This window comes from Streptomyces sp. AM6-12 (assembly GCF_044327085.1).
GTDB lineage: Bacteria > Actinomycetota > Actinomycetes > Streptomycetales > Streptomycetaceae > Streptomyces.
In genome coordinates this window covers 2801712-2819587 of the sequence record NZ_JBIQWN010000001.1, presented here as the reverse complement: position 1 = coordinate 2819587, position 17876 = coordinate 2801712, and the positions used below count along the sequence as shown (strand labels likewise).

At 71.9% G+C, this 17876-nt stretch carries 16 protein-coding genes; 10 read left to right on the top strand and 6 right to left on the bottom strand.

All coding sequences use genetic code 11. The features are described from left to right. Window positions 1–3 precede the first annotated feature (3 nt). Entirely contained in the window at window positions 4–1617 is a 1614-nt protein-coding gene (locus ACE4Q9_RS12555) for an acyl-CoA carboxylase subunit beta (protein ID WP_397984330.1), read from the bottom strand. Window positions 1618–1727: 110 nt separating this feature from the next. Between ACE4Q9_RS12555 and ACE4Q9_RS12550 the strand changes: the two genes are divergently transcribed. Next, window positions 1728–2594, top strand: a complete 867-nt coding sequence (locus ACE4Q9_RS12550; protein ID WP_397984329.1) for a biotin--[acetyl-CoA-carboxylase] ligase — start codon at window positions 1728–1730, stop codon at window positions 2592–2594. A 244-nt stretch (window positions 2595–2838) separates the two neighbouring features. Further along, entirely contained in the window at window positions 2839–3960 is a 1122-nt protein-coding gene (locus tag ACE4Q9_RS12545; protein ID WP_397984328.1) for an adenylate/guanylate cyclase domain-containing protein, read from the top strand. A gap of 16 nt (window positions 3961–3976) precedes the next feature. Here the strand turns inward: ACE4Q9_RS12545 and ACE4Q9_RS12540 are convergent, their stop codons facing one another. Then, complete coding sequence (locus tag ACE4Q9_RS12540) at window positions 3977–4645, bottom strand: hypothetical protein (protein ID WP_397984327.1); 669 nt, start codon at window positions 4643–4645, stop codon at window positions 3977–3979. Between the two features lie 226 nt (window positions 4646–4871). Between ACE4Q9_RS12540 and ACE4Q9_RS12535 the strand changes: the two genes are divergently transcribed. The 3 genes from ACE4Q9_RS12535 (at window position 4872) to hutH (ending at window position 8722) form a co-directional block, all read left to right on the top strand. Beyond that, window positions 4872–5666, top strand: coding sequence for an enoyl-CoA hydratase/isomerase family protein (locus ACE4Q9_RS12535; protein ID WP_397984326.1), 795 nt, complete (start codon window positions 4872–4874; stop codon window positions 5664–5666). A 252-nt stretch (window positions 5667–5918) separates the two neighbouring features. Beyond that, the gene (locus tag ACE4Q9_RS12530) at window positions 5919–7058 is read left to right on the top strand and encodes a diguanylate cyclase domain-containing protein (protein WP_397984325.1); all 1140 of its coding nucleotides are present in this window, start codon (window positions 5919–5921) and stop codon (window positions 7056–7058) included. A 95-nt stretch (window positions 7059–7153) separates the two neighbouring features. Then, a complete protein-coding gene (gene hutH / locus ACE4Q9_RS12525; protein ID WP_397987193.1) occupies window positions 7154–8722 on the top strand; it encodes a histidine ammonia-lyase in 1569 nt (522 codons plus the stop codon). Window positions 8723–8819: 97 nt separating this feature from the next. Here the strand turns inward: hutH and ACE4Q9_RS12520 are convergent, their stop codons facing one another. Both ACE4Q9_RS12520 and ACE4Q9_RS12515 read right to left on the bottom strand, forming a co-directional pair. Further along, a complete protein-coding gene (locus ACE4Q9_RS12520; RefSeq protein ID WP_397984324.1) occupies window positions 8820–9605 on the bottom strand; it encodes a hypothetical protein in 786 nt (261 codons plus the stop codon). Between the two features lie 43 nt (window positions 9606–9648). Further along, complete coding sequence (locus tag ACE4Q9_RS12515) at window positions 9649–9984, bottom strand: LAETG motif-containing sortase-dependent surface protein (protein WP_397984323.1); 336 nt, start codon at window positions 9982–9984, stop codon at window positions 9649–9651. Window positions 9985–10093: 109 nt separating this feature from the next. Here ACE4Q9_RS12515 and ACE4Q9_RS12510 point away from each other — a divergent pair, with 109 nt between their 5' ends. From ACE4Q9_RS12510 to ACE4Q9_RS12495, 4 genes are all read left to right on the top strand, one after another. Beyond that, entirely contained in the window at window positions 10094–10435 is a 342-nt protein-coding gene (locus ACE4Q9_RS12510) for a hypothetical protein (RefSeq protein ID WP_397984322.1), read from the top strand. A gap of 273 nt (window positions 10436–10708) precedes the next feature. Next, window positions 10709–11956 carry an Ig-like domain-containing protein gene (locus ACE4Q9_RS12505; protein ID WP_397984321.1) on the top strand — a complete coding sequence of 416 codons (1248 nt, stop codon included), beginning with the start codon at window positions 10709–10711 and terminating at the stop codon, window positions 11954–11956. Window positions 11957–12080: 124 nt separating this feature from the next. Beyond that, window positions 12081–13559 (top strand): ABC transporter permease, encoded by a 1479-nt coding sequence (locus ACE4Q9_RS12500; RefSeq protein ID WP_397984320.1) that lies wholly within the window; start codon window positions 12081–12083, stop codon window positions 13557–13559. Window positions 13560–13607: 48 nt separating this feature from the next. Beyond that, window positions 13608–14291: an ABC transporter ATP-binding protein gene (locus ACE4Q9_RS12495; protein ID WP_397984319.1), complete on the top strand. Its 684-nt coding sequence runs from the start codon at window positions 13608–13610 to the stop codon at window positions 14289–14291. Between the two features lie 18 nt (window positions 14292–14309). On the opposite strand, the gene ACE4Q9_RS12490 is transcribed toward ACE4Q9_RS12495, so the two are convergent. Further along, window positions 14310–15209: a helix-turn-helix domain-containing protein gene (locus ACE4Q9_RS12490; RefSeq protein WP_397984318.1), complete on the bottom strand. Its 900-nt coding sequence runs from the start codon at window positions 15207–15209 to the stop codon at window positions 14310–14312. 183 nt (window positions 15210–15392) lie between these two features. On the opposite strand from ACE4Q9_RS12490, the gene ACE4Q9_RS12485 reads away from it, so the two are divergent. Beyond that, window positions 15393–16433 (top strand): NAD(P)-dependent alcohol dehydrogenase, encoded by a 1041-nt coding sequence (locus ACE4Q9_RS12485; RefSeq protein WP_397984317.1) that lies wholly within the window; start codon window positions 15393–15395, stop codon window positions 16431–16433. Window positions 16434–16620: 187 nt separating this feature from the next. Here the strand turns inward: ACE4Q9_RS12485 and ACE4Q9_RS12480 are convergent, their stop codons facing one another. Beyond that, a complete protein-coding gene (locus ACE4Q9_RS12480; protein WP_397984316.1) occupies window positions 16621–17739 on the bottom strand; it encodes a hypothetical protein in 1119 nt (372 codons plus the stop codon). Window positions 17740–17876 lie beyond the last annotated feature (137 nt).

Here is a 17876-nt window from a genome sequence, read left to right as displayed (position 1 = left end):
GGCCTAGAGGGGGATGTTGCCGTGCTTCTTCGGAGGCAGTGATTCCCGCTTGGTGCGCAGCTGACGCAGGCCCCGGACGATGTGGGCGCGGGTGTCGGACGGCATGATCACCGCGTCGACGTAGCCCCGCTCGGCCGCCACGTAGGGGTTGAGGAGGGTGTCCTCGTACTCCTGGATCAGCCGGGCCCGTACGGCCTCCACGTCCTCGCCGCTCGCGGCCGCCTCGGCGAGGGTGCGCCGGTGCAGGATGTTGACCGCGCCCTGGGCGCCCATGACGGCGATCTGGGCGGTCGGCCAGGCGAGGTTGAGGTCGGCGCCCAGGTGCTTGGAGCCCATCACGTCGTAGGCGCCGCCGAAGGCCTTGCGGGTGATCACGGTGATCAGCGGGACGGTGGCCTCGGCGTAGGCGTAGATCAGCTTGGCGCCGCGCCGGATGATGCCCTCGTGCTCCTGGCCGACGCCCGGCAGGAAGCCGGGCACGTCCACGAAGGTGAGCACCGGCAGGTTGAACGCGTCGCAGGTGCGCACGAAGCGGGCGGCCTTCTCGGAGGCGTCGATGTCCAGGCAGCCGGCGAACTGCATCGGCTGGTTGGCGACGACGCCCACCGGGTGCCCCTCGACCCGGCCGAACCCGGTGACGATGTTCGGCGCGAACAGGGCCTGCGTCTCGAAGAACTCGCCGTCGTCCACCACGTGTTCGACCACCGTGCGGATGTCGTACGGCTGGTTGGCGCTGTCCGGGACCAGGGTGTCCAGCTCGCGGTCCTCGTCGCTGACGGCGAGGTCCGCCTCCTCCGGGAAGACCGGGGGCTCGGAGAGGTTGTTGGACGGCAGGTACGACAGCAGCTGCTTGATGTACTCGATGGCGTCCTTCTCGTCCCCGGCCATGTGGTGGGCCACGCCGGAGACGGCGTTGTGGGTACGGGCGCCGCCCAGCTCCTCGAAGCCCACGTCCTCACCGGTGACGGTCTTGATCACGTCGGGTCCGGTGATGAACATGTGCGAGGTCTGGTCGACCATGACCGTGAAGTCGGTGATGGCCGGGGAGTACACCGCGCCGCCCGCGCAGGGGCCGACGACCAGGGAGATCTGCGGGATGACACCGGAGGCGTGGGTGTTTCGGCGGAAGATCTCGCCATAGGCGCCGAGCGAGGCGACACCCTCCTGGATGCGGGCACCGCCCGAGTCGTTGATCCCGATGACCGGGCAGCCGGTCTTCAGGGCGAAGTCCATGACTTTGACGATCTTCTGGCCGTACACCTCGCCGAGGGCGCCGCCGAAGACGGTGAAGTCCTGGGAGAACACGGCGACCGGGCGGCCGTCGACCGTTCCGTAGCCGGTGACGACACCGTCGCCGTAGGGCCGGTTCCGCTCCAGGCCGAAGTTGGTGGAGCGGTGCTGGGCGAACTCGTCCAGTTCGACGAACGACCCCTCGTCCAGGAGCAGTTCGATCCGCTCACGGGCGGTCAGCTTGCCCTTGGCGTGCTGCTTCTCGACGGCGCGCTCCGAGCCGGCGTGCGTCGCCTCGTGGATGCGCCGCTTGAGATCCGCGAGCTTGCCCGCGGTCGTGTGAATGTCGATCCCTTGGATCTCTTGACGCTCTTCCGGCTCGGACATCGGGATGCGGCTCCCTGCCTGCTCAAAAGGGGGGACGGTTACTCGTTCGTAGAGTAGTGCTGGGGCTACCGATCAGCACTGCGTCGTTTGCCACACCTAGGGTGGCTTGCATGACGCCCCGAGATGCAGCAGACGACAACCCCGGCCGCTGGTCCGATCTGGACCGCCCGCCGCTGAACGAGACCGCCCTGCGCCGCGCGCTGGTGCGCGAGGGCGGGCTGTGGTCCGCGCTGGAGGTGGTGCAGCGCACCGGCTCCACCAACGACGACCTCGCTGCCCGCGCCGCGGCCGGCCCGGTGGCCGAGGGCACGGTGCTGGTCGCGGAGGAGCAGATCGCCGGGAAGGGCCGCCTGGACCGCCGCTGGTCGGCGCCGCCGCGCTCCGGACTCTTCGTCTCGGTGCTGCTGCGGCCCGCGGAAGTGCCGGTGGACCGCTGGGGGTGGCTGCCGTTGCTCACCGGCGTCGCGGTGGCGACCGGGCTGGCGCGGGCGGCGGGCGTGGACACGGCGCTGAAGTGGCCGAACGACCTGCTGGTGACGGTCGACGGGGAGGAGCGCAAGGCGGGCGGCATCCTGCTGGAGCGGGCCGGCGAGGACGGTGTCGTCATCGGCTTCGGTCTCAATGTCTCGCTGCGCGCCGAGGAGCTGCCGGTGGCGCGGGCGGGTTCGCTGCTGCTGGCCGGCGCGGTGAGCACGGACCGCGACACGCTGCTGCGGGCGGTACTGCGCTCCCTGGAGGACTGGTACGGCCGCTGGCGCGCGGCGGGCGGCGACCCCTCGGTCTCCGGCCTCCAGGAGGCCTACGCGGCCGGCTGCGCGACGCTCGGGCGCACGGTACGCGCGCAGCTGCCGGGCGACCGCGACCTGGTCGGCGAGGCGGTGGCCGTGGACGGCGACGGCCGCCTGATCATCGCGACTGCGGAGGGCGTCCAGGCTCCGGTGGGAGCGGGCGACATCGTGCACCTGCGCCTGGCGTGAGGGGGCGGGGGCGCGATCGACCACGACGGCCCCGCGGATGCGCACGTCGCACGGGCCCCCCATGCTGAGGGCGGGGACCTGGAGGCCGCAGGCCACCAGAGAAGGCGTCGGCTCGAACCCCGCCACACGACCCGGCACCGGACAAGCAGACCTCGGCCGAACCCGACGGAGTGAGCTGGCGCACACCTGCCGTAGAGTTGAGGCCGGTCGTACCTGACCGCGGCAGATCGGAAGGGCAGCAGGCGTGACCGTCGACGACACGGGCCCCGGCGAGCAGGACCGGACGGACCCCAGCGCCGCCGACTCCGGCGAGGACCCGCTCGCGCTCCGTCTCGAACAGCTCATCCTGGGCGCCGAGCGCCGCTACACCCCTTTCCAGGCCGCCCGCAGCGCCGGCGTCTCCATGGAACTGGCGTCCCGCTTCTGGCGGGCGATGGGCTTCGCGGACATAGGCCAGGCCAAGGCCCTCACCGAGGCCGACGTCCTCGCGCTGCGCCGGCTCGCCGGTCTCGTGGAGGCGGGGCTGCTCAGCGAGGCCATGGCCGTGCAGGTGGCCCGCTCCACCGGGCAGACCACCGCCCGGCTGGCCGAGTGGCAGATCGATTCCTTCCTGGAGGGCCTGACCGAGCCCCCCGAGCCCGGCATGACCCGCACCGAGGTGACGTACCCCCTGGTCGAGCTGCTGCTGCCGGAGCTCGAGGAGTTCCTGGTCTACGTGTGGCGGCGGCAGCTCGCCGCCGCGACCGGGCGCGTCGTCCAGGCCGGGGACGACGAGGAGATGGTGGACCGGCGCCTCGCCGTCGGCTTCGCCGACCTCGTCGGGTTCACCCGCCTGACCCGCCGCATGGAGGAGGAGGAACTCGGCGAACTCGTCGAGGCCTTCGAGACCACCGCCGCCGACCTGGTGGCCGCGCGCGGCGGCCGGCTCATCAAGACCCTCGGCGACGAGGTCCTGTTCGCCGCGGACGACGCGGGCACGGCCGCGGACATCGCGCTACGTCTGGTGGAGACGCTGGCGAACGACGAGACGATGCCCGAACTGCGCGTCGGCATGGCGTTCGGCACCGTGACCACCCGCATGGGCGATGTGTTCGGCACCACGGTGAACCTGGCCTCCCGGCTGACCTCCATAGCCCCGCGTGACGCCGTCCTGATGGACAGCGCGTTCGCCCAGGAACTGATCCGCACCGGCGAGGCGCCCGCCTCGGAGGCGGCGGCGGCCGAGGCCGCGGCGGCCGCCGAGAAGGAGGGCGAGGAGCCGCCGTCGTACCGCTTCGCGCTCCAGCCGATGTGGCAGCGTCCGGTGCGCGGCCTCGGCGTGGTCGAGCCGTGGCTGCTCACCCGCAGGGACGGGCAGCAGCAGTAGGCCGCCTGGCCGCCCGTCAGCCTCCGTGACCGCCGAGCACGTCCACGTCCACGCAGAGGGCGATGATCGGCAGGCACAGGCCGCCCGGAGCGGGCGCGGGAGTGACGTGGGTCGGCGTGGGCGCCGGTGCCGTCGGCGGTGCCGGGTGCGAGGTCGGCGCGGGCGGTGCCGGTGCGGTGGCCGTGGGGCGGGGCGGGGCGCTCGGCGCGGTGCTCGTTCCGGGCGCTGGTGGCATCCCGCGACCCGAACCGCCCGAACTCCTTGAGCCTCCTGATCCGTCCGGGTCGGCCGAGCCCTTCGCGCCGGTCCCGGTGGGTGCCGGCGCCGGGGCCCGTCCGTCCGGGCCGGTGGCCGCCGGGGACGGCGCGTGCGGGCCGGTGGCCAGGGTGCCGGTGGTGGTCGTCGTAGGGCCGCCGCTCGGGGACGTGCCGGTCCTCGGGCCGCCGCTTGCGACGCCACCGGGGCCGAGCCGGGGTTCGGCCGCCGCGGTGCCGGGGGCGCCGACGCCGGACTGCGGGGCCATGCGGACCAGGCTGAGCACCCCGGCCGCGAGGACGAGTCCGCCCGCGGCGAGCAGGGCCCTGCGGGGGCGGGGTTTACGGTGCCGTCCGCGACGAAGGCCGCGGAACCGGCCGCCCGGCTCCACCGCCCCTGCCCTGTCTATCCGAGTACGTGTCTGCGCCATGCCCGTTCTCCCCCCACAGCTCCCCACGAGTGCCCGCGGCTCCCCGCGCCCCTCGCGCCCCCACCGCGCAGCGCACGCTATGCGCTCGTGTGGGTGATGTGGGGCGAGACGGCCGGGATGTCACTCGAACGGGCGTAGCGGTACGGGGTTCCCTGTGATCGGGTGCGGCTGCGATGATCGGTCGGACAGGGGTTAACCCGCGTTAACACGTGTACCGGAGGAAGCGATGAGCGAGGCGCGGTTCGGGGAGTTCGTGCTGGTACGGCGGCACGGGTACGTCGCGGAGCTGGTCCTGGACCGGCCCAAGGCGATGAACGCCGTCTCCACCGGGATGGCCCGCTCGATCGCGGCCGCCTGTACGGCGCTGGGGGCGGACCGGGACGCACGGGTGGTCGTCCTCACCTCGTCGCACGAGCGGGCGTTCTGCGTCGGCGCGGACCTCAAGGAGCGCAACTCCTTCAGCGACGCGGACCTGGTGCGGCAGCGGCCGGTGGCGCGGGGGGCGTACACCGGCGTACTGGAACTGCCGATGCCGACGATCGCGGCGGTGCACGGGTTCGCGCTGGGCGGCGGCTTCGAGCTGGCGCTGTCCTGCGACCTGATCGTGGCCGACCGTACGGCCGTGGTGGGGCTGCCCGAGGTGTCCGTGGGCGTGATTCCGGGCGGCGGCGGCACGCAGCTGCTGCCCCGGCGGGTCGGCGCGGCGCGGGCGGCCGAGCTGATCTTCTCGGCACGGCGTCTGGAGGCGACCGAGGCCGGCGAGATGGGGCTCGTGGACCACGTGGTCGAGGAGGGCCGGGACCGGGAGGAGGCGCTGGAGCTGGCGGCGCGCATCGCCGCGAACTCCCCGGTGGGCCTGCGCGCGGCGAAGCGGGCACTGCGGCTGGGGCAGGGCCTCGACCTGCGGGCCGGTCTGGAGGTCGAGGACGCGGCATGGCGGTCGGTGGCCTTCTCCGGAGACCGCGCGGAGGGCGTCGCCGCCTTCAACGACAAGCGGAAGCCGCAGTGGCCGGGGGAGTAGGGGCCCCTGAGCACGATCCTCAAGAAGACTCCCGAGCAGATGGTCTCCGATGACGTGTGGGGTTCGGCGGCGCTTTTCTGTGTGGCCGCCTTTGCTGCCTTCGTCATCGTCCGCGGCGAGACCGCGGCGCGAGTCGGGTGGGTCCTGTACTCCGAAGGCCGCTGTGCCCGTCGATGCCGGAGCGCCCCGAACAAACCCCCTGTTCGCCGCATCCATGTACCTATATGACAAAATCCTCCCTAGCCTGGAGTAATGGGCGACGACGAGCGGCTTGCCGCAGTGGTGGCGTTGGCGCAGGGAATGGCCGCGGCACGCACCCCTGAGGACTCGTGGCACGCCGCCGCGCTCGGCGCCTGTCACGCGCTGGCAGGCAACTTCGCCGCGCTGTCGGTGTGGGAGCGCGAGCTGGGCCGGCTGCGGGTCCTGGTGAACGTGGGGGACCGGTGCCCGGACGAGGAGGAGTTCCCCGAGGCCGAGTCGTACCCGGTGCACCAGTTCCCGGAGATCACCGAGTTCCTGCACGAACGCTGGGCCGGCGGCGGCGGTCCCAACGCCTGGGTGGAGACCGCCGAGGGCACCGCCGCCGGCGTCCCCGGCTACTTCCACCAGCGCGTCGCCGCCCTGCGCCGCCGCGGCCGTGGCTGCTGTGTCGTCGCCCCCGTCGTGCTGCACGGCAGGGCCTGGGGCGAGGTCTACGTCGCCCGTGCCGTCGGAGCCCCGGTGTTCGGCCGTCCGGACGCCGACTTCGCGACCGTGCTCGCCGCCGTCGTCGCCGCGGGGCTCGCGCAGACCGAGCGCCTGGAGGAGGCCCGCCGACTCGCCTACACCGACGCCCTGACCGGCCTCGCCAACCGCCGCGCCGTCGATGTGCACCTCGACGAGGCGCTCGAACGGCACCGCGCGGACGGCGTCGTCGTCAGCCTCGTGGTGTGCGACCTGAACGGGCTCAAGCGGGTCAACGACACCCAGGGCCACTCCGTCGGCGACCGGCTCCTCGAACGCTTCGGCTCGGTGCTGTCGCTGTGCGGCGCGATGGTGCCGGGCGCGCTGGTCGCTCGGCTCGGCGGGGACGAGTTCTGCCTCCTCGCGGTCGGGCCGCCCGCCGACGCGGTGGTGAAGGCGGCGGACGAACTGTGCCGCCGCGCGGGCGAGTTGGAGCTGGGGGAGGGGGTGGCCTGCGGGGTCGCCTCGACCGAGGATCCGATCGGCCCGGTGGCCGACGGCCGGCGGCTGTTCCGCCTCGCGGACGCCGCGCAGTACCGTGCCAAGGCGATGCGCGCCGACCGCCCCGTAGTCGCCGGGCGTGAGGGCCCCGACGATCCCGTCGTCCGCCTCGCCGACGCGCCGCCGCCGCCCCGCGAGCGCCGCCGCTTCCGCGGCCGCAACCCCTGAGGGCTGCGACGAAGCCCACATCGCCGGGTAAGGGGCGCACCCCGTCCCCACTAGTGACAGCGCCGCATTCAATGCGTACGCTCCTGAATATGGATATGCACACTGTGGTGGTGGGGACGTCCGGTGTCTCGGCGTCCGACGTTCTCGCCGTGGCGCGCGGCGCTGCCCGCATCGAGCTGTCGGAGGAGGCCCTGGCCGCGCTGGCCGCGGCCCGCGAGATCGTGGACGCGCTGGCGGCCAAGCCGGATCCGGTCTACGGCGTCTCCACCGGTTTCGGCGCCCTGGCGACCCGGCACATCAGCCCGGAACTCCGCGCCCAGCTACAGCGCAACATCGTCCGCTCGCACGCCGCCGGCATGGGCCCGCGGGTGGAGCGGGAAGTCGTACGGGCCCTGATGTTCCTGCGCCTGAAGACCGTCTGCTCCGGACACACCGGCGTACGCCCCGAGGTCGCGCAGACCATGGCCGACGTGCTCAACGCCGGGATCACCCCGGTCGTGCACGAGTACGGCTCCCTCGGCTGCTCCGGCGACCTCGCCCCGCTGTCCCACTGCGCCCTGACCCTGATGGGCGAGGGCGACGCCGAGGGCCCCGACGGCGTCGTACGGCCCGCCGGCGAACTCCTCGCCGAGCACGGCATCCAACCCGTCGAGCTGCGCGAGAAGGAGGGCCTGGCCCTGCTCAACGGCACCGACGGCATGCTCGGCATGCTGGTCATGGCCCTCGCCGACCTCGACACCCTCTACAAGTCCGCCGACATCACCGCCGCCCTCAGCCTGGAGGCGCTGCTCGGCACCGACAAGGTGCTCGCGCCCGAGCTGCACGCCATCCGCCCGCACCCCGGTCAGGGCGCCGCGGCCGCCAACATGCTGGCGGTGCTGGAGGGTTCCCAGCTCACCGGGCACCACCAGGACGACGCCCCGCGCGTCCAGGACGCCTACTCGGTGCGCTGCGCCCCGCAGGTCGCGGGCGCCGGCCGGGACACCATGGCGCACGCCCGCCTGGTCGCCGAGCGCGAGCTGGCCTCGGCGGTCGACAACCCGGTGGTGCTGCCTGGGGGCACCTCCCAGGCTTTCGGCTCTGGGGGAGGGCGGGTGGAGTCCAACGGCAACTTCCACGGCGCGCCCGTGGCCTACGTGCTGGACTTCCTCGCCGTCGCCGCCGCCGACCTCGGCTCCATCGCCGAGCGCCGCACCGACCGGCTGCTCGACAAGAACCGCAGCCACGGCCTGCCGCCGTTCCTCGCCGACGACGCCGGCGTGGACTCCGGTCTGATGATCGCCCAGTACACGCAGGCCGCCCTGGTCAGCGAGATGAAGCGGCTCGCCGTACCGGCCTCCGCGGACTCCATCCCGTCCTCCGCCATGCAGGAGGACCACGTCTCCATGGGCTGGTCGGCCGCGCGCAAGCTGCGCACCGCCGTGGACAACCTCACCCGGATCATCGCCGTCGAGCTGTACGCGGCCACCCGCGCCCTCGAACTGCGCGAGGGTCTGAGCCCGGCGCCCGCCTCCCGTGCCGTGATCGAGGCCGTCCGCGCCGCCGGTGTCCAGGGCCCCGGACCGGACCGTTTCCTGGCGCCCGACCTGGCCGCGGCCGACGCCTTCGTGCGCGGCGGCCACCTGGTCGCGGCCGTGGAGAAGGTCACCGGTCCGCTCCAGTAGGCCGGTCCGCTTCAGTAGCCGGTCCGCGCCAGTGGCCGGTCGGCTTCGGCAACCGGCAAGCGCGGGGGCCCTGGTGATGCCCAGGGCCTCCGCGCCGTCACGTCAGCCTGGTCTCCTGCGCCCGTACGACCGCCGGCGTCACCGTGTACGCCTTCCTGGCCATCATCGCGCCCAGGTTCGACGTGAAGTAGACGGACAGGGTGGAGCCGTGCCGGTCCACCTCGGCGTGCACCGGTGCCGTACCCTCGCCGTCCCCGCCGCCGCCCTCTTCCATCGTCGCGGCGAACGCGACCGACGCGTCCCCGCCGCCCGCGGGCTTCTCCCCGGCCACCTTGGTGAACTTCACCGAGGTACCGGCCTGCCGACCGGTGAAGCCGCCCGCGCACGCCTTCAGGGCGGCGGACAGCGACGTCAGGGCCCGCTCGGCGCCGTCCCCGTCGTACGAGGCGAGCGTCACCGTGGTGACGTCCCGGTCGAGGGACTTCTGCATCGTCTCCTCGAACTCGCCCTCGTCCATGTCGTCCAGGGACGTCGGCTTGCCCGAGGGCCGCTTCTTCGCGTTCTCGGTGACCAGGCGGTCGGTGCTCGCCGGCGCGGCGGTGGGCGGGAGCCCGCTCATCACCCGTGTCAGCGGCTCGCAGGCCGTCTTGTCGGTGGTGATCCGCTTGGCGCGGCTCTCGGGCACCGCCCCGACCTGGTAGCCGGGCAGCGCGTCCTGAGCGACGATCAGCTTCCGCAACTCGGCGGCGCTCAGCGCCTTCCGCGCCGTCTCCGGAGCCGGGGCGTTCTTCGACCCCCCGTCAGAACAGCCCGTGACGAGGGTGATCGACAGCGCGCTCACGGCGACGGCGGCGCACAGCCGGGCGCCCGATGATCTCTCCATAGGGCGAACTATGTAATCCCTGTGAAAGATCAGTCAAGGGAGATTAAAAACCCAGGCGTTCGCGGCGCACCGAATACACCACGAATCCGGCGCCCAGGGCGAGGAAGAGGCTCCCGCCGACGACGTACGGCGTGGTGTCCGGGCTTCCGGTGTCGGCGAGCCGGGCGCCGTCCGCCGTCGCCGAATCGGTTCTGGTGGCCGCCGTCGTCACCGCGCTCGCCTGCTCGGTGGCGGGCTGGGAGAAGGTCGTGACGGAGCCGGCCGCCACGTTGCGCGCCGGTTCCTCCTGGGACGCGTGCGCGGACGGGACGAACCACAGGGCGCACAGCAGAGTGCCCGCGGCGGTGGCGGTCAGCAGCGGACGGCGAGCGGATGACACGGAATATCGATCCCCTTGTGACGCTGGCGAATTGGCCGGGTGAACCGATGTTAGTGAAAGTCGCGGGTCACGGGAAAGTCACGGGAGGTTTCGGTCGTACGCTCCCGCCATGAGCGATGAAGAGACATCACGGTATGTACGGCTTCGGGTGGAGCTGGTGGTCGAGGTCCAGGACGACGACGAGGTGACCAGGGCCGCGCTGCGCCGGCTCGCCGCCGACCCGGAACTGCCGGAGGCCGAGCGGGACCAGGCCGAGGGCGCTGTGACGGAGGACACCGCGGAGGCCCTCGCCTATCTCGTGGATCCGTTCGACCTGGTCAGCGCGGTGCCCGGCGTGGAGCTCCAGCAGGCTTCCTGGTCGAGTGAGCGGATCGACTACGACCCGGACTCGCCCGAATGGGACCTCGACGGCGATGATGAGGAGGACGAAGAAGAGGACGCCGTCGGCTGAGCGCTCAGGGGCGGGTCAAACCCCGGACGCCGAGGGCCGTCCGGGGTTTTGTCGTGCGGGGGGCGCACGGACCGATCGCACACCACCACCCGCCCGGCGGCGTACCGCGGCAGGGCCATCCGCCCGGCGACGCACCGTGGCACAAGCCGGCGGACGTGGCGTGCCCCACAGATCCAGTGGTTCCGGAACGGGACGAACCGGCCGTAGCGTTGAAGGTTCTTGCGGGGGACTCTCGGGGTTATCTGCGACTCGGCAACGATGGAGAAGCTTGTGATGACGGACGGTAAGCGGCGCAAGGGCCTGGTGGCCGCGTCCGCGCTGCTCGGCGGTGTGCTGATGCTCTCGGCCTGTTCCGGAGGAGACAAGGCCGCGGCCCACGGCAGCGGTGAGTCATCGCAGGCCCAGGCCGATGCGGCGGCCGCCAAGAAGTCGTCCGAGGCGCAGATCGCGGTCACCCCGAAGGACGGCTCGGACAACGCGTCGATCAACAACTCCGGCACCGTCGCCGTCAGCAAGGGCACGCTCACCGGCGTCACCATGACCACCGAGGACGGCAAGACCGTCGCCGGCCGGCTGTCCGCGGACAAGCTGAGCTGGAAGCCGGCCGTCCAGCTGGAGCGCTCCACCACCTACAAGATCGCCGCGACGGCCAAGGACTCCCAGGGCCGCATAGCCCACGAGAACGCGTCCTTCACCACCGTGTCCCCGGCGAACAGCTTCATCGGCACCTACACCCCCGACAACGGCTCGACCGTCGGCGTGGGCATGCCGGTCTCGATCAACTTCGACAAGGCGATCACCAACAAGGCGGCCGTGCAGAAGGGCATCACGGTCAGCTCCAGCAGCGGCCAGGAGGTCGCCTGCCACTGGTTCAACGCCAACCGCATGGACTGCCGCCCCCAGGACTACTGGAAGGAAGGCTCCACCGTCACCCTGAAGCTCGCCCTCGACGGCGTCCAGGGCGCGAACGGCGTCTACGGCGTCCAGCAGAAGACGGTCACCTTCCACATCGGCCGCAACCAGGTCTCCTACGTCGACGCGCAGACCCACCAGATGAAGGTCACGCAGGACGGCAAGGTCGTCAAGACCATCCCGATCTCCGCCGGCGCCCCCGACCACACCACGTACGAGGGCCAGATGGTGATCTCCGAGAAGTTCAAGCAGACCCGCATGAACGGCGCGACCGTCGGCTTCACGGACGACGACGGCAAGGGCGAGTACGACATCAAGGACGTGCCGCACGCCATGCGCCTGACCACCTCCGGCACCTTCATCCACGGCAACTACTGGGGCGCCCCCTCGGTGTTCGGCAGCGTCAACACCAGCCACGGCTGCGTCGGCCTCCAGGACGTCAAGGGCGCGGGCGACCCGAACACCCCGGCCGCCTGGTTCTACAACCACTCGCTGATCGGTGACGTCGTGGTGATCCAGCACACCGGCGACAAGACCGTCGCCCCGGACAACGGCCTCAACGGCTGGAACATGGACTGGGCCCAGTGGAAGGCCGGTTCGGCCGTCTGAGCCGCCCCCGACAGCCCCTCGAGTGCCGCCCCTCCGGGGGCGGCACCGCTGTTTCCGGGGTTTCTTATCCAGCTCTCACAGTGGACTCAGCATGCCGTCACGGTGCGTTCCTAACGTGCGGCGCATGTTCTTCACCTACCTGAGGCGCGAGCTGCGCCGCCGTCGGAAGGCGGCGCTCGTCATCGCCTCCGGCCTCGCGCTGGGCATCGCGCTGGTCATCGTGGTCAACTCCGTGGCCAGCGGCATGGGCAAGGCCCAGGACAAGGTCCTCCAGTCGCTCTACGGCCTCGGTACGGACATGACGGTCACCAAGGCGGCCACGCCCACCGCCGCGGGCTCCCAGCAGCCCCGCTTCCAGTTCGGCGCGCACGGCGAGGGCGACAAGACGACGCAGAGCAGCGACCGGGTCCGGGTACAGGGCTTCAGCACCCTCGCCTCCTCCACCGTCTCCAAGGTCTCCGGCCAGCAGGGCGTCGCGGCGGCCGTCGGCGGTCTCAACCTCTCGGTGGTCAAGGTCAGCGGCACCTTCACCCGCGGCCAGTTCCAGCAGAGCGGCGGCGGTGGCGGCTACGGCTTCCGGCGCGGCAGCAGCGGCCAGCCGCAGGGCGAGGTCAAGGGCGGCGGCGCCGACTTCAACATCAACCAGTACACGGTCTACGGCACCGATGTCACCCAGACCGGACTGGGCCCGCTGACCTCCTCCAAGATCACCAGTGGGCGCGGCTTCAAGTCCACCGAGACGAACGCCAAGGTGGCCGTGGCCGACTCGGCGTACGCCAAGGAGAAGAAGTACAAGGTCGGCTCCACCGTCACCATCAAGGGCACCACGTACAAGGTGATCGGCATCGCCACCGCGGACAGCGGCGACTCGGCGGCCAACCTGTACATCCCGCTGGAGCAGGCGCAGACCCTCGCGGGCGAGAAGGACAAGGTCACCACGATCTACGTGCGGGCGACCGACTCCCAGAAGATCGACGCCGTCAAGAGCACCATCCAGAAGAACGTCTCCGGTACGACGGTCACCACCTCCTCCGACCTCGCCAAGACGGTCTCGGGCTCCCTGTCCACCGCCTCCTCGCTCGCCACCAACGTCGGCAAGTGGCTGTCGATCGCGGTGCTCGTGGCCGCGTTCCTGGTCGCCGGCCTGCTCACCTCCTCCGCGGTCTCCCGCCGGGTGCGCGAGTTCGGCACCCTGAAGGCGCTGGGCTGGAAGTCGGGCCGGGTCACCCGGCAGGTGGTCGGCGAGGCCATCGTCAACGGCTTGGTGGGCGGCGTCCTCGGCATCGCCCTGGGCCTCGCGGGCGCCTATGTCGTCACCGCGATCAGCCCGACCCTCCAGGCTCAACTGGGTGCCGGCGGAAGCGGCTTCGGCGAGCGCCCCGGTGGTGGCGGCTTCGGCGGGGGCGGTGGCGGCGCCGGGTTCGGCGGTGCCGGCCGGCAGGCCGCGAAGTCCCTGGAGGTGGCCCTGACGGCCCCGGTGAGCCTGACGACCATCCTGCTGGCGGTCGGCCTCGCGGTGGCGGGCGGCCTCATCGCGGGAGCCTTCGGCGGCTGGCGCGCCTCCCGGCTGCGCCCGGCGGACGCGCTGCGACGGGTGGAGTAGCCGTGCCGCGCGCGACCGCCCTCCCCGAATTCCCTCCCAGGAGCCACCATGTATGAACTCAAGAACGTCACCAAGCGCTACACCCGCGGCAAAGACAGCATCCACGCCCTCGACGGCGTCGACCTGACCATCGGCGACGGCGACCGCCTCGTCATCCAGGGCCCCACCGGCGGCGGCAAGTCCACCCTGCTCCAGATGCTCGGCGGCCTCGACCGGCCCACCTCCGGCGAGGTGGTCCTGGACGGCACCGACCTGGCCAGGCTGAGCGAGGCCCGGCTGACGCGGGTGCGCAGCGAGAACATCGGCTTCGTCTTCCAGTCCTTCAACCTCATCCCCACGCTCACCGCCCAGGAGAACGTGGAGACCGCCCTCGTACCGCTCGGCATCAAGACGAAGCAGCGGCGCGAACTCGCCGCCGAGGCGCTGGAGTCCGTCGGCCTCGGCGAACGCCTGGGGCACCTGCCCGGCGAGATGTCCGGCGGCCAGCAGCAGCGCGTCGCCATCGCCCGCGCGCTGGTGAAGAAGCCCAAGGTGCTGCTCGCCGACGAGCCGACCGGCAACCTCGACGAGAGCACCCGCGACGAGATCATGGACGTACTCGAACGGCTGTGGAAGGAGCACGGGCTGACCTTCGTCATGGTCACCCACGACTCCTCGCTCGCCAAGAAGGCACCGCGGCTCGTCACCATCCGCAAGGGCAAGATCACGGTGAAGGAGAACGCGGGCACCTGACGCCCGGCCGCGCGGGGGCTATGCGGAGGTCCCCGCGCGGGTCGCGTCGGTTCCCCAGCTGGCCAGCAGCCGCAGGGACTCGGCGGACGGCGAGCCGGGTTCCGCGTGGTAGGTGAGCAGGCACTGGTCGGTGCCGTCCGACATGCGGAACGACTCGTAGCTCAGGGCGAGGTCGCCCACCAGCGGATGGTGCAGCCGCTTGACGCCGTAACTCTTCTCCTTGACGTCGTGCGTGGCCCACAGCCGACGGAACTCCTCGCTCTTGACGGAGAGTTCCCCCACCAGCGCGGACAGCCGGGGATCGTCCGGATAGCAGCCCGCGTCCATGCGCAGCGCGCAGACGATGTCGATCGCCTTCTGTTCCCAGTCGACGAACAGGTCCCGGTACTCGGGCCTGAGGAACACCAGGCGCGCCCAGTTCCGCTCGGCCGCCGGCAGCTCCGCCCAGTCGCCGAACACCGTCGCCGCCATCCGGTTCCAGGCGAGGATCTCCGAGCGCCGGCCCACGATGTACGCGGGCACGCCCTCCAGCGTGTCCAGCAGCTGCCGCAGCGCCGGCCGCACCTGCTGCTGCCGGGCGGCCGGCTTCTTCTTGTGCGCCTTCGGCCTGGCCAGATGGGTCAGATGCGCGTGCTCGGCGTCCGTGAGGCGCAGGGCGCGGGCGATCGAGTCCAGGACCTCCGCCGACACATTGCGGCCGTTGCCCTGCTCCAGGCGCGTGTAGTACGCCACCGACACCCCGGCCAGCTGCGCCAGCTCCTCCCGGCGCAGCCCCGGCACCCGGCGGTGCCGGCCGAAGTCGGGCAGCCCCACGTCCTCGGGCTTGAGCCGGGCCCGCCGGCTGCGCAGAAACTCGCTCAGCTCGGCCCGCCGGTCCAGGGGCGGGCCGGTCACCGCGGTGTCCTGCTGTTCTTCCATACCGCAAGTATCCGCCGCCCCCCCTGGTCGTAGGCCTGCCAGCCTGACCCCGCCAGTGGTAGGCACAGCGGTCGTACGCAAAGGCGTGGCCTGGGTGGTTCGCGGGACTGGGGGCACCCTTGAGGTGTGCCCGGTGGACATGCAGCCGGGCACACGTCAGACCTTGTGAGGGAGAACCCCGCCATGACCACAGTTGCCGCGTACGCCGCACCCGCCGCCAAGGCCCCCCTGGAGCGGACCGAGATCGAGCGACGGGCGGTGGGCGAGTTCGACGTCCTGATCGACATCAAGTTCGCCGGTATCTGCCACTCCGACATCCACCAGGTCCGCGAGGGCTGGGGCAAGGCGTCCTTCCCGATGGTGCCGGGCCACGAGATCGCGGGCATCGTCACGGAGGTCGGCTCCGGCGTGACGAAGTACGCCGTCGGCGACCGCGTGGGCGTCGGCTGCATGGTCGACTCCTGCCGGGAGTGCGACAACTGCAAGGCCGGCCTCCAGCAGTACTGCGAGCAGGGCCCCACCTGGACGTACAACGACACCGGCCGGGACGGCACGCCGACGTACGGCGGCTACTCCCAGAAGGTCGTCGTGGACGAGAACTACGTCGTCCGCATCCCCGAGGGCCTCTCCCTCGACGTGGCCGCGCCGCTGCTGTGCGCCGGCATCACCACGTACTCCCCGCTGAAGCACTGGAACGCCGGCCCCGGAAAGAAGGTCGCCGTCGTCGGCCTCGGCGGCCTCGGCCACATGGGCGTCAAGATCGCGCACGCGCTGGGCGCGGAGGTCACCGTCCTCTCCCAGTCCCTGCGCAAGAAGGACGACGGCCTGAAGCTGGGCGCCGACCACTACTACGCCACCAGCGACCCGAAGACCTTCGAGGACCTCAAGGGCACCTTCGACCTCATCCTCAACACGGTCTCCGCCCCGCTGGACTTCGGCGCCTACCTCTCCCTGCTGCGCACGGACGGCGCCATGGTCAACGTGGGCCTGCCCGAGGAGCCGGTGCAGATCGTCCTCCAGTCCCTCTTCGGCAACCGCCGCAGCCTCAGCAGCTCCGGCATCGGCGGCATCCCGGAGACCCAGGAGATGCTGGACTTCTGCGCGGAGCACGGCCTGGGCGCGGAGATCGAGCTGATCACCGCGTCGGAGATCAACGACGCGTACGAGCGGGTGCTCGCCAGCGATGTGCGGTACCGCTTCGTGATCGACACCGCGACCATCTGACGTCCGGCGTCCGGCCACTCGCCGCCGGAGGCGCGGTGAGTGGCCGGTGCGCTCGGGTCACAGCCGGCTGTACGTGTCGATGTCCTCGCCGAACTCCTTGATCGCCTTGGTGGTCAGGGTCGGTCGGGTGTCGGAGACGGCGGCCAGGTAGTCCTCGGTGCCCGCCCTGTGGGAGGGGGCGGCCGACTCAGCCGGGCAGGCTCGCCGGGCTGCCCCCGTTGGCCTCGAACCCCCCTACCGCCAGGGCGCGGTAGACGGCGAACTCGGCCGCCGGGTCGGCCGCCAGCGTCCAGGGCAGGGCGCCGACATGGCCGTCGACGTGTATCAGCTCGTGCATCGCCTCCGCCCAGCGCTCGGCGCGCACCAGGAAGAAGACCAGCAGATGGCGGACGTGCGGCAGCGTCGGGTCGGTGGCCTCGGCTTCGTGCGCCGCGTGCTGTGCGCCCTGGATCGCCCTGGCGACGATCTCGCTGCGGTACAGGCTCAGCACCAGGTTCACCTCGGGGAGGTGTTCGAACACCGCGAACAGCGGCAGCGCGGCCAGCAGCGAGCCGCGCGGGGCGCGGGCCGCGGCCGCCTCGGCGAAGGCGTACGCCTGCTCGCGCGAGCCGTGCCACTTCTCGCACCAGTAGGGGAGCGCGGCCAGATGCGCGCCCATGTGGTGCGGGGCGCGGTCGAGGACCTTCAGCCACAGCCGCTCGAACTCCTCGCGGGAGGCGCCCAGTCCACGGGCGACGGCCAGCTCGATGATGTGCGGCACCGGGTCGGCGGGGGCGAGCCCGGCCGCCTGCGCGCACACCTCGCGGGCCTCCTCCAGCAGCAGCCGGAAGTCCTCCGTGCCGGCCGCCGACGCCCGCCAGGCCCGCTGCACCAGGAACTCCGCGTGCACGGCGGCACCGCCCGCGTCCTCGGGCCGCTCCGCCCGCCACACCCGCAGCCACTGGCCGCCCGGCGTCTCGTGCACCCCGCCGGGACGCTGCTCCAGCTCCAGCGCGGCCGCGCCGCCGAGGGCCTGCACCCGCTGCCAGCGCAGCTCGCCCGCCGTCTCGGTGCCGGCCAGCAACTGGGCCGCCGCCGTGTAGTCGCCGGTGCGCTGCACCAGCTCCAGCGCGTCCAGCAGATCCTGGTCCGGGCCGGGCAGCCGTATGTCCAGCTCCTCCTGGCGCAGGAAGCCGTAGGCCGCGGGGTCGGCGGCGTCCGGGTGGTCCGGGTGCACCTGCTCGATCAGCCCGCGCCTGCGCCGTACGAGCGGGAGCAGCACGAAGCTCACCATGAGCAGTGCCAGGAGCAGCCAGAGAATCACCATGCCCCCAAGGGTTCCAGACCCCGCCGGCAAATGACCAACCCCGCCGCGGGCCTGTGGACAACCTCGCCGTCCAACCTGTGGACAACTTCCGTCCGGGGCATGACACCGGACGCGCCGGAATCCCGCCGGGCACACTA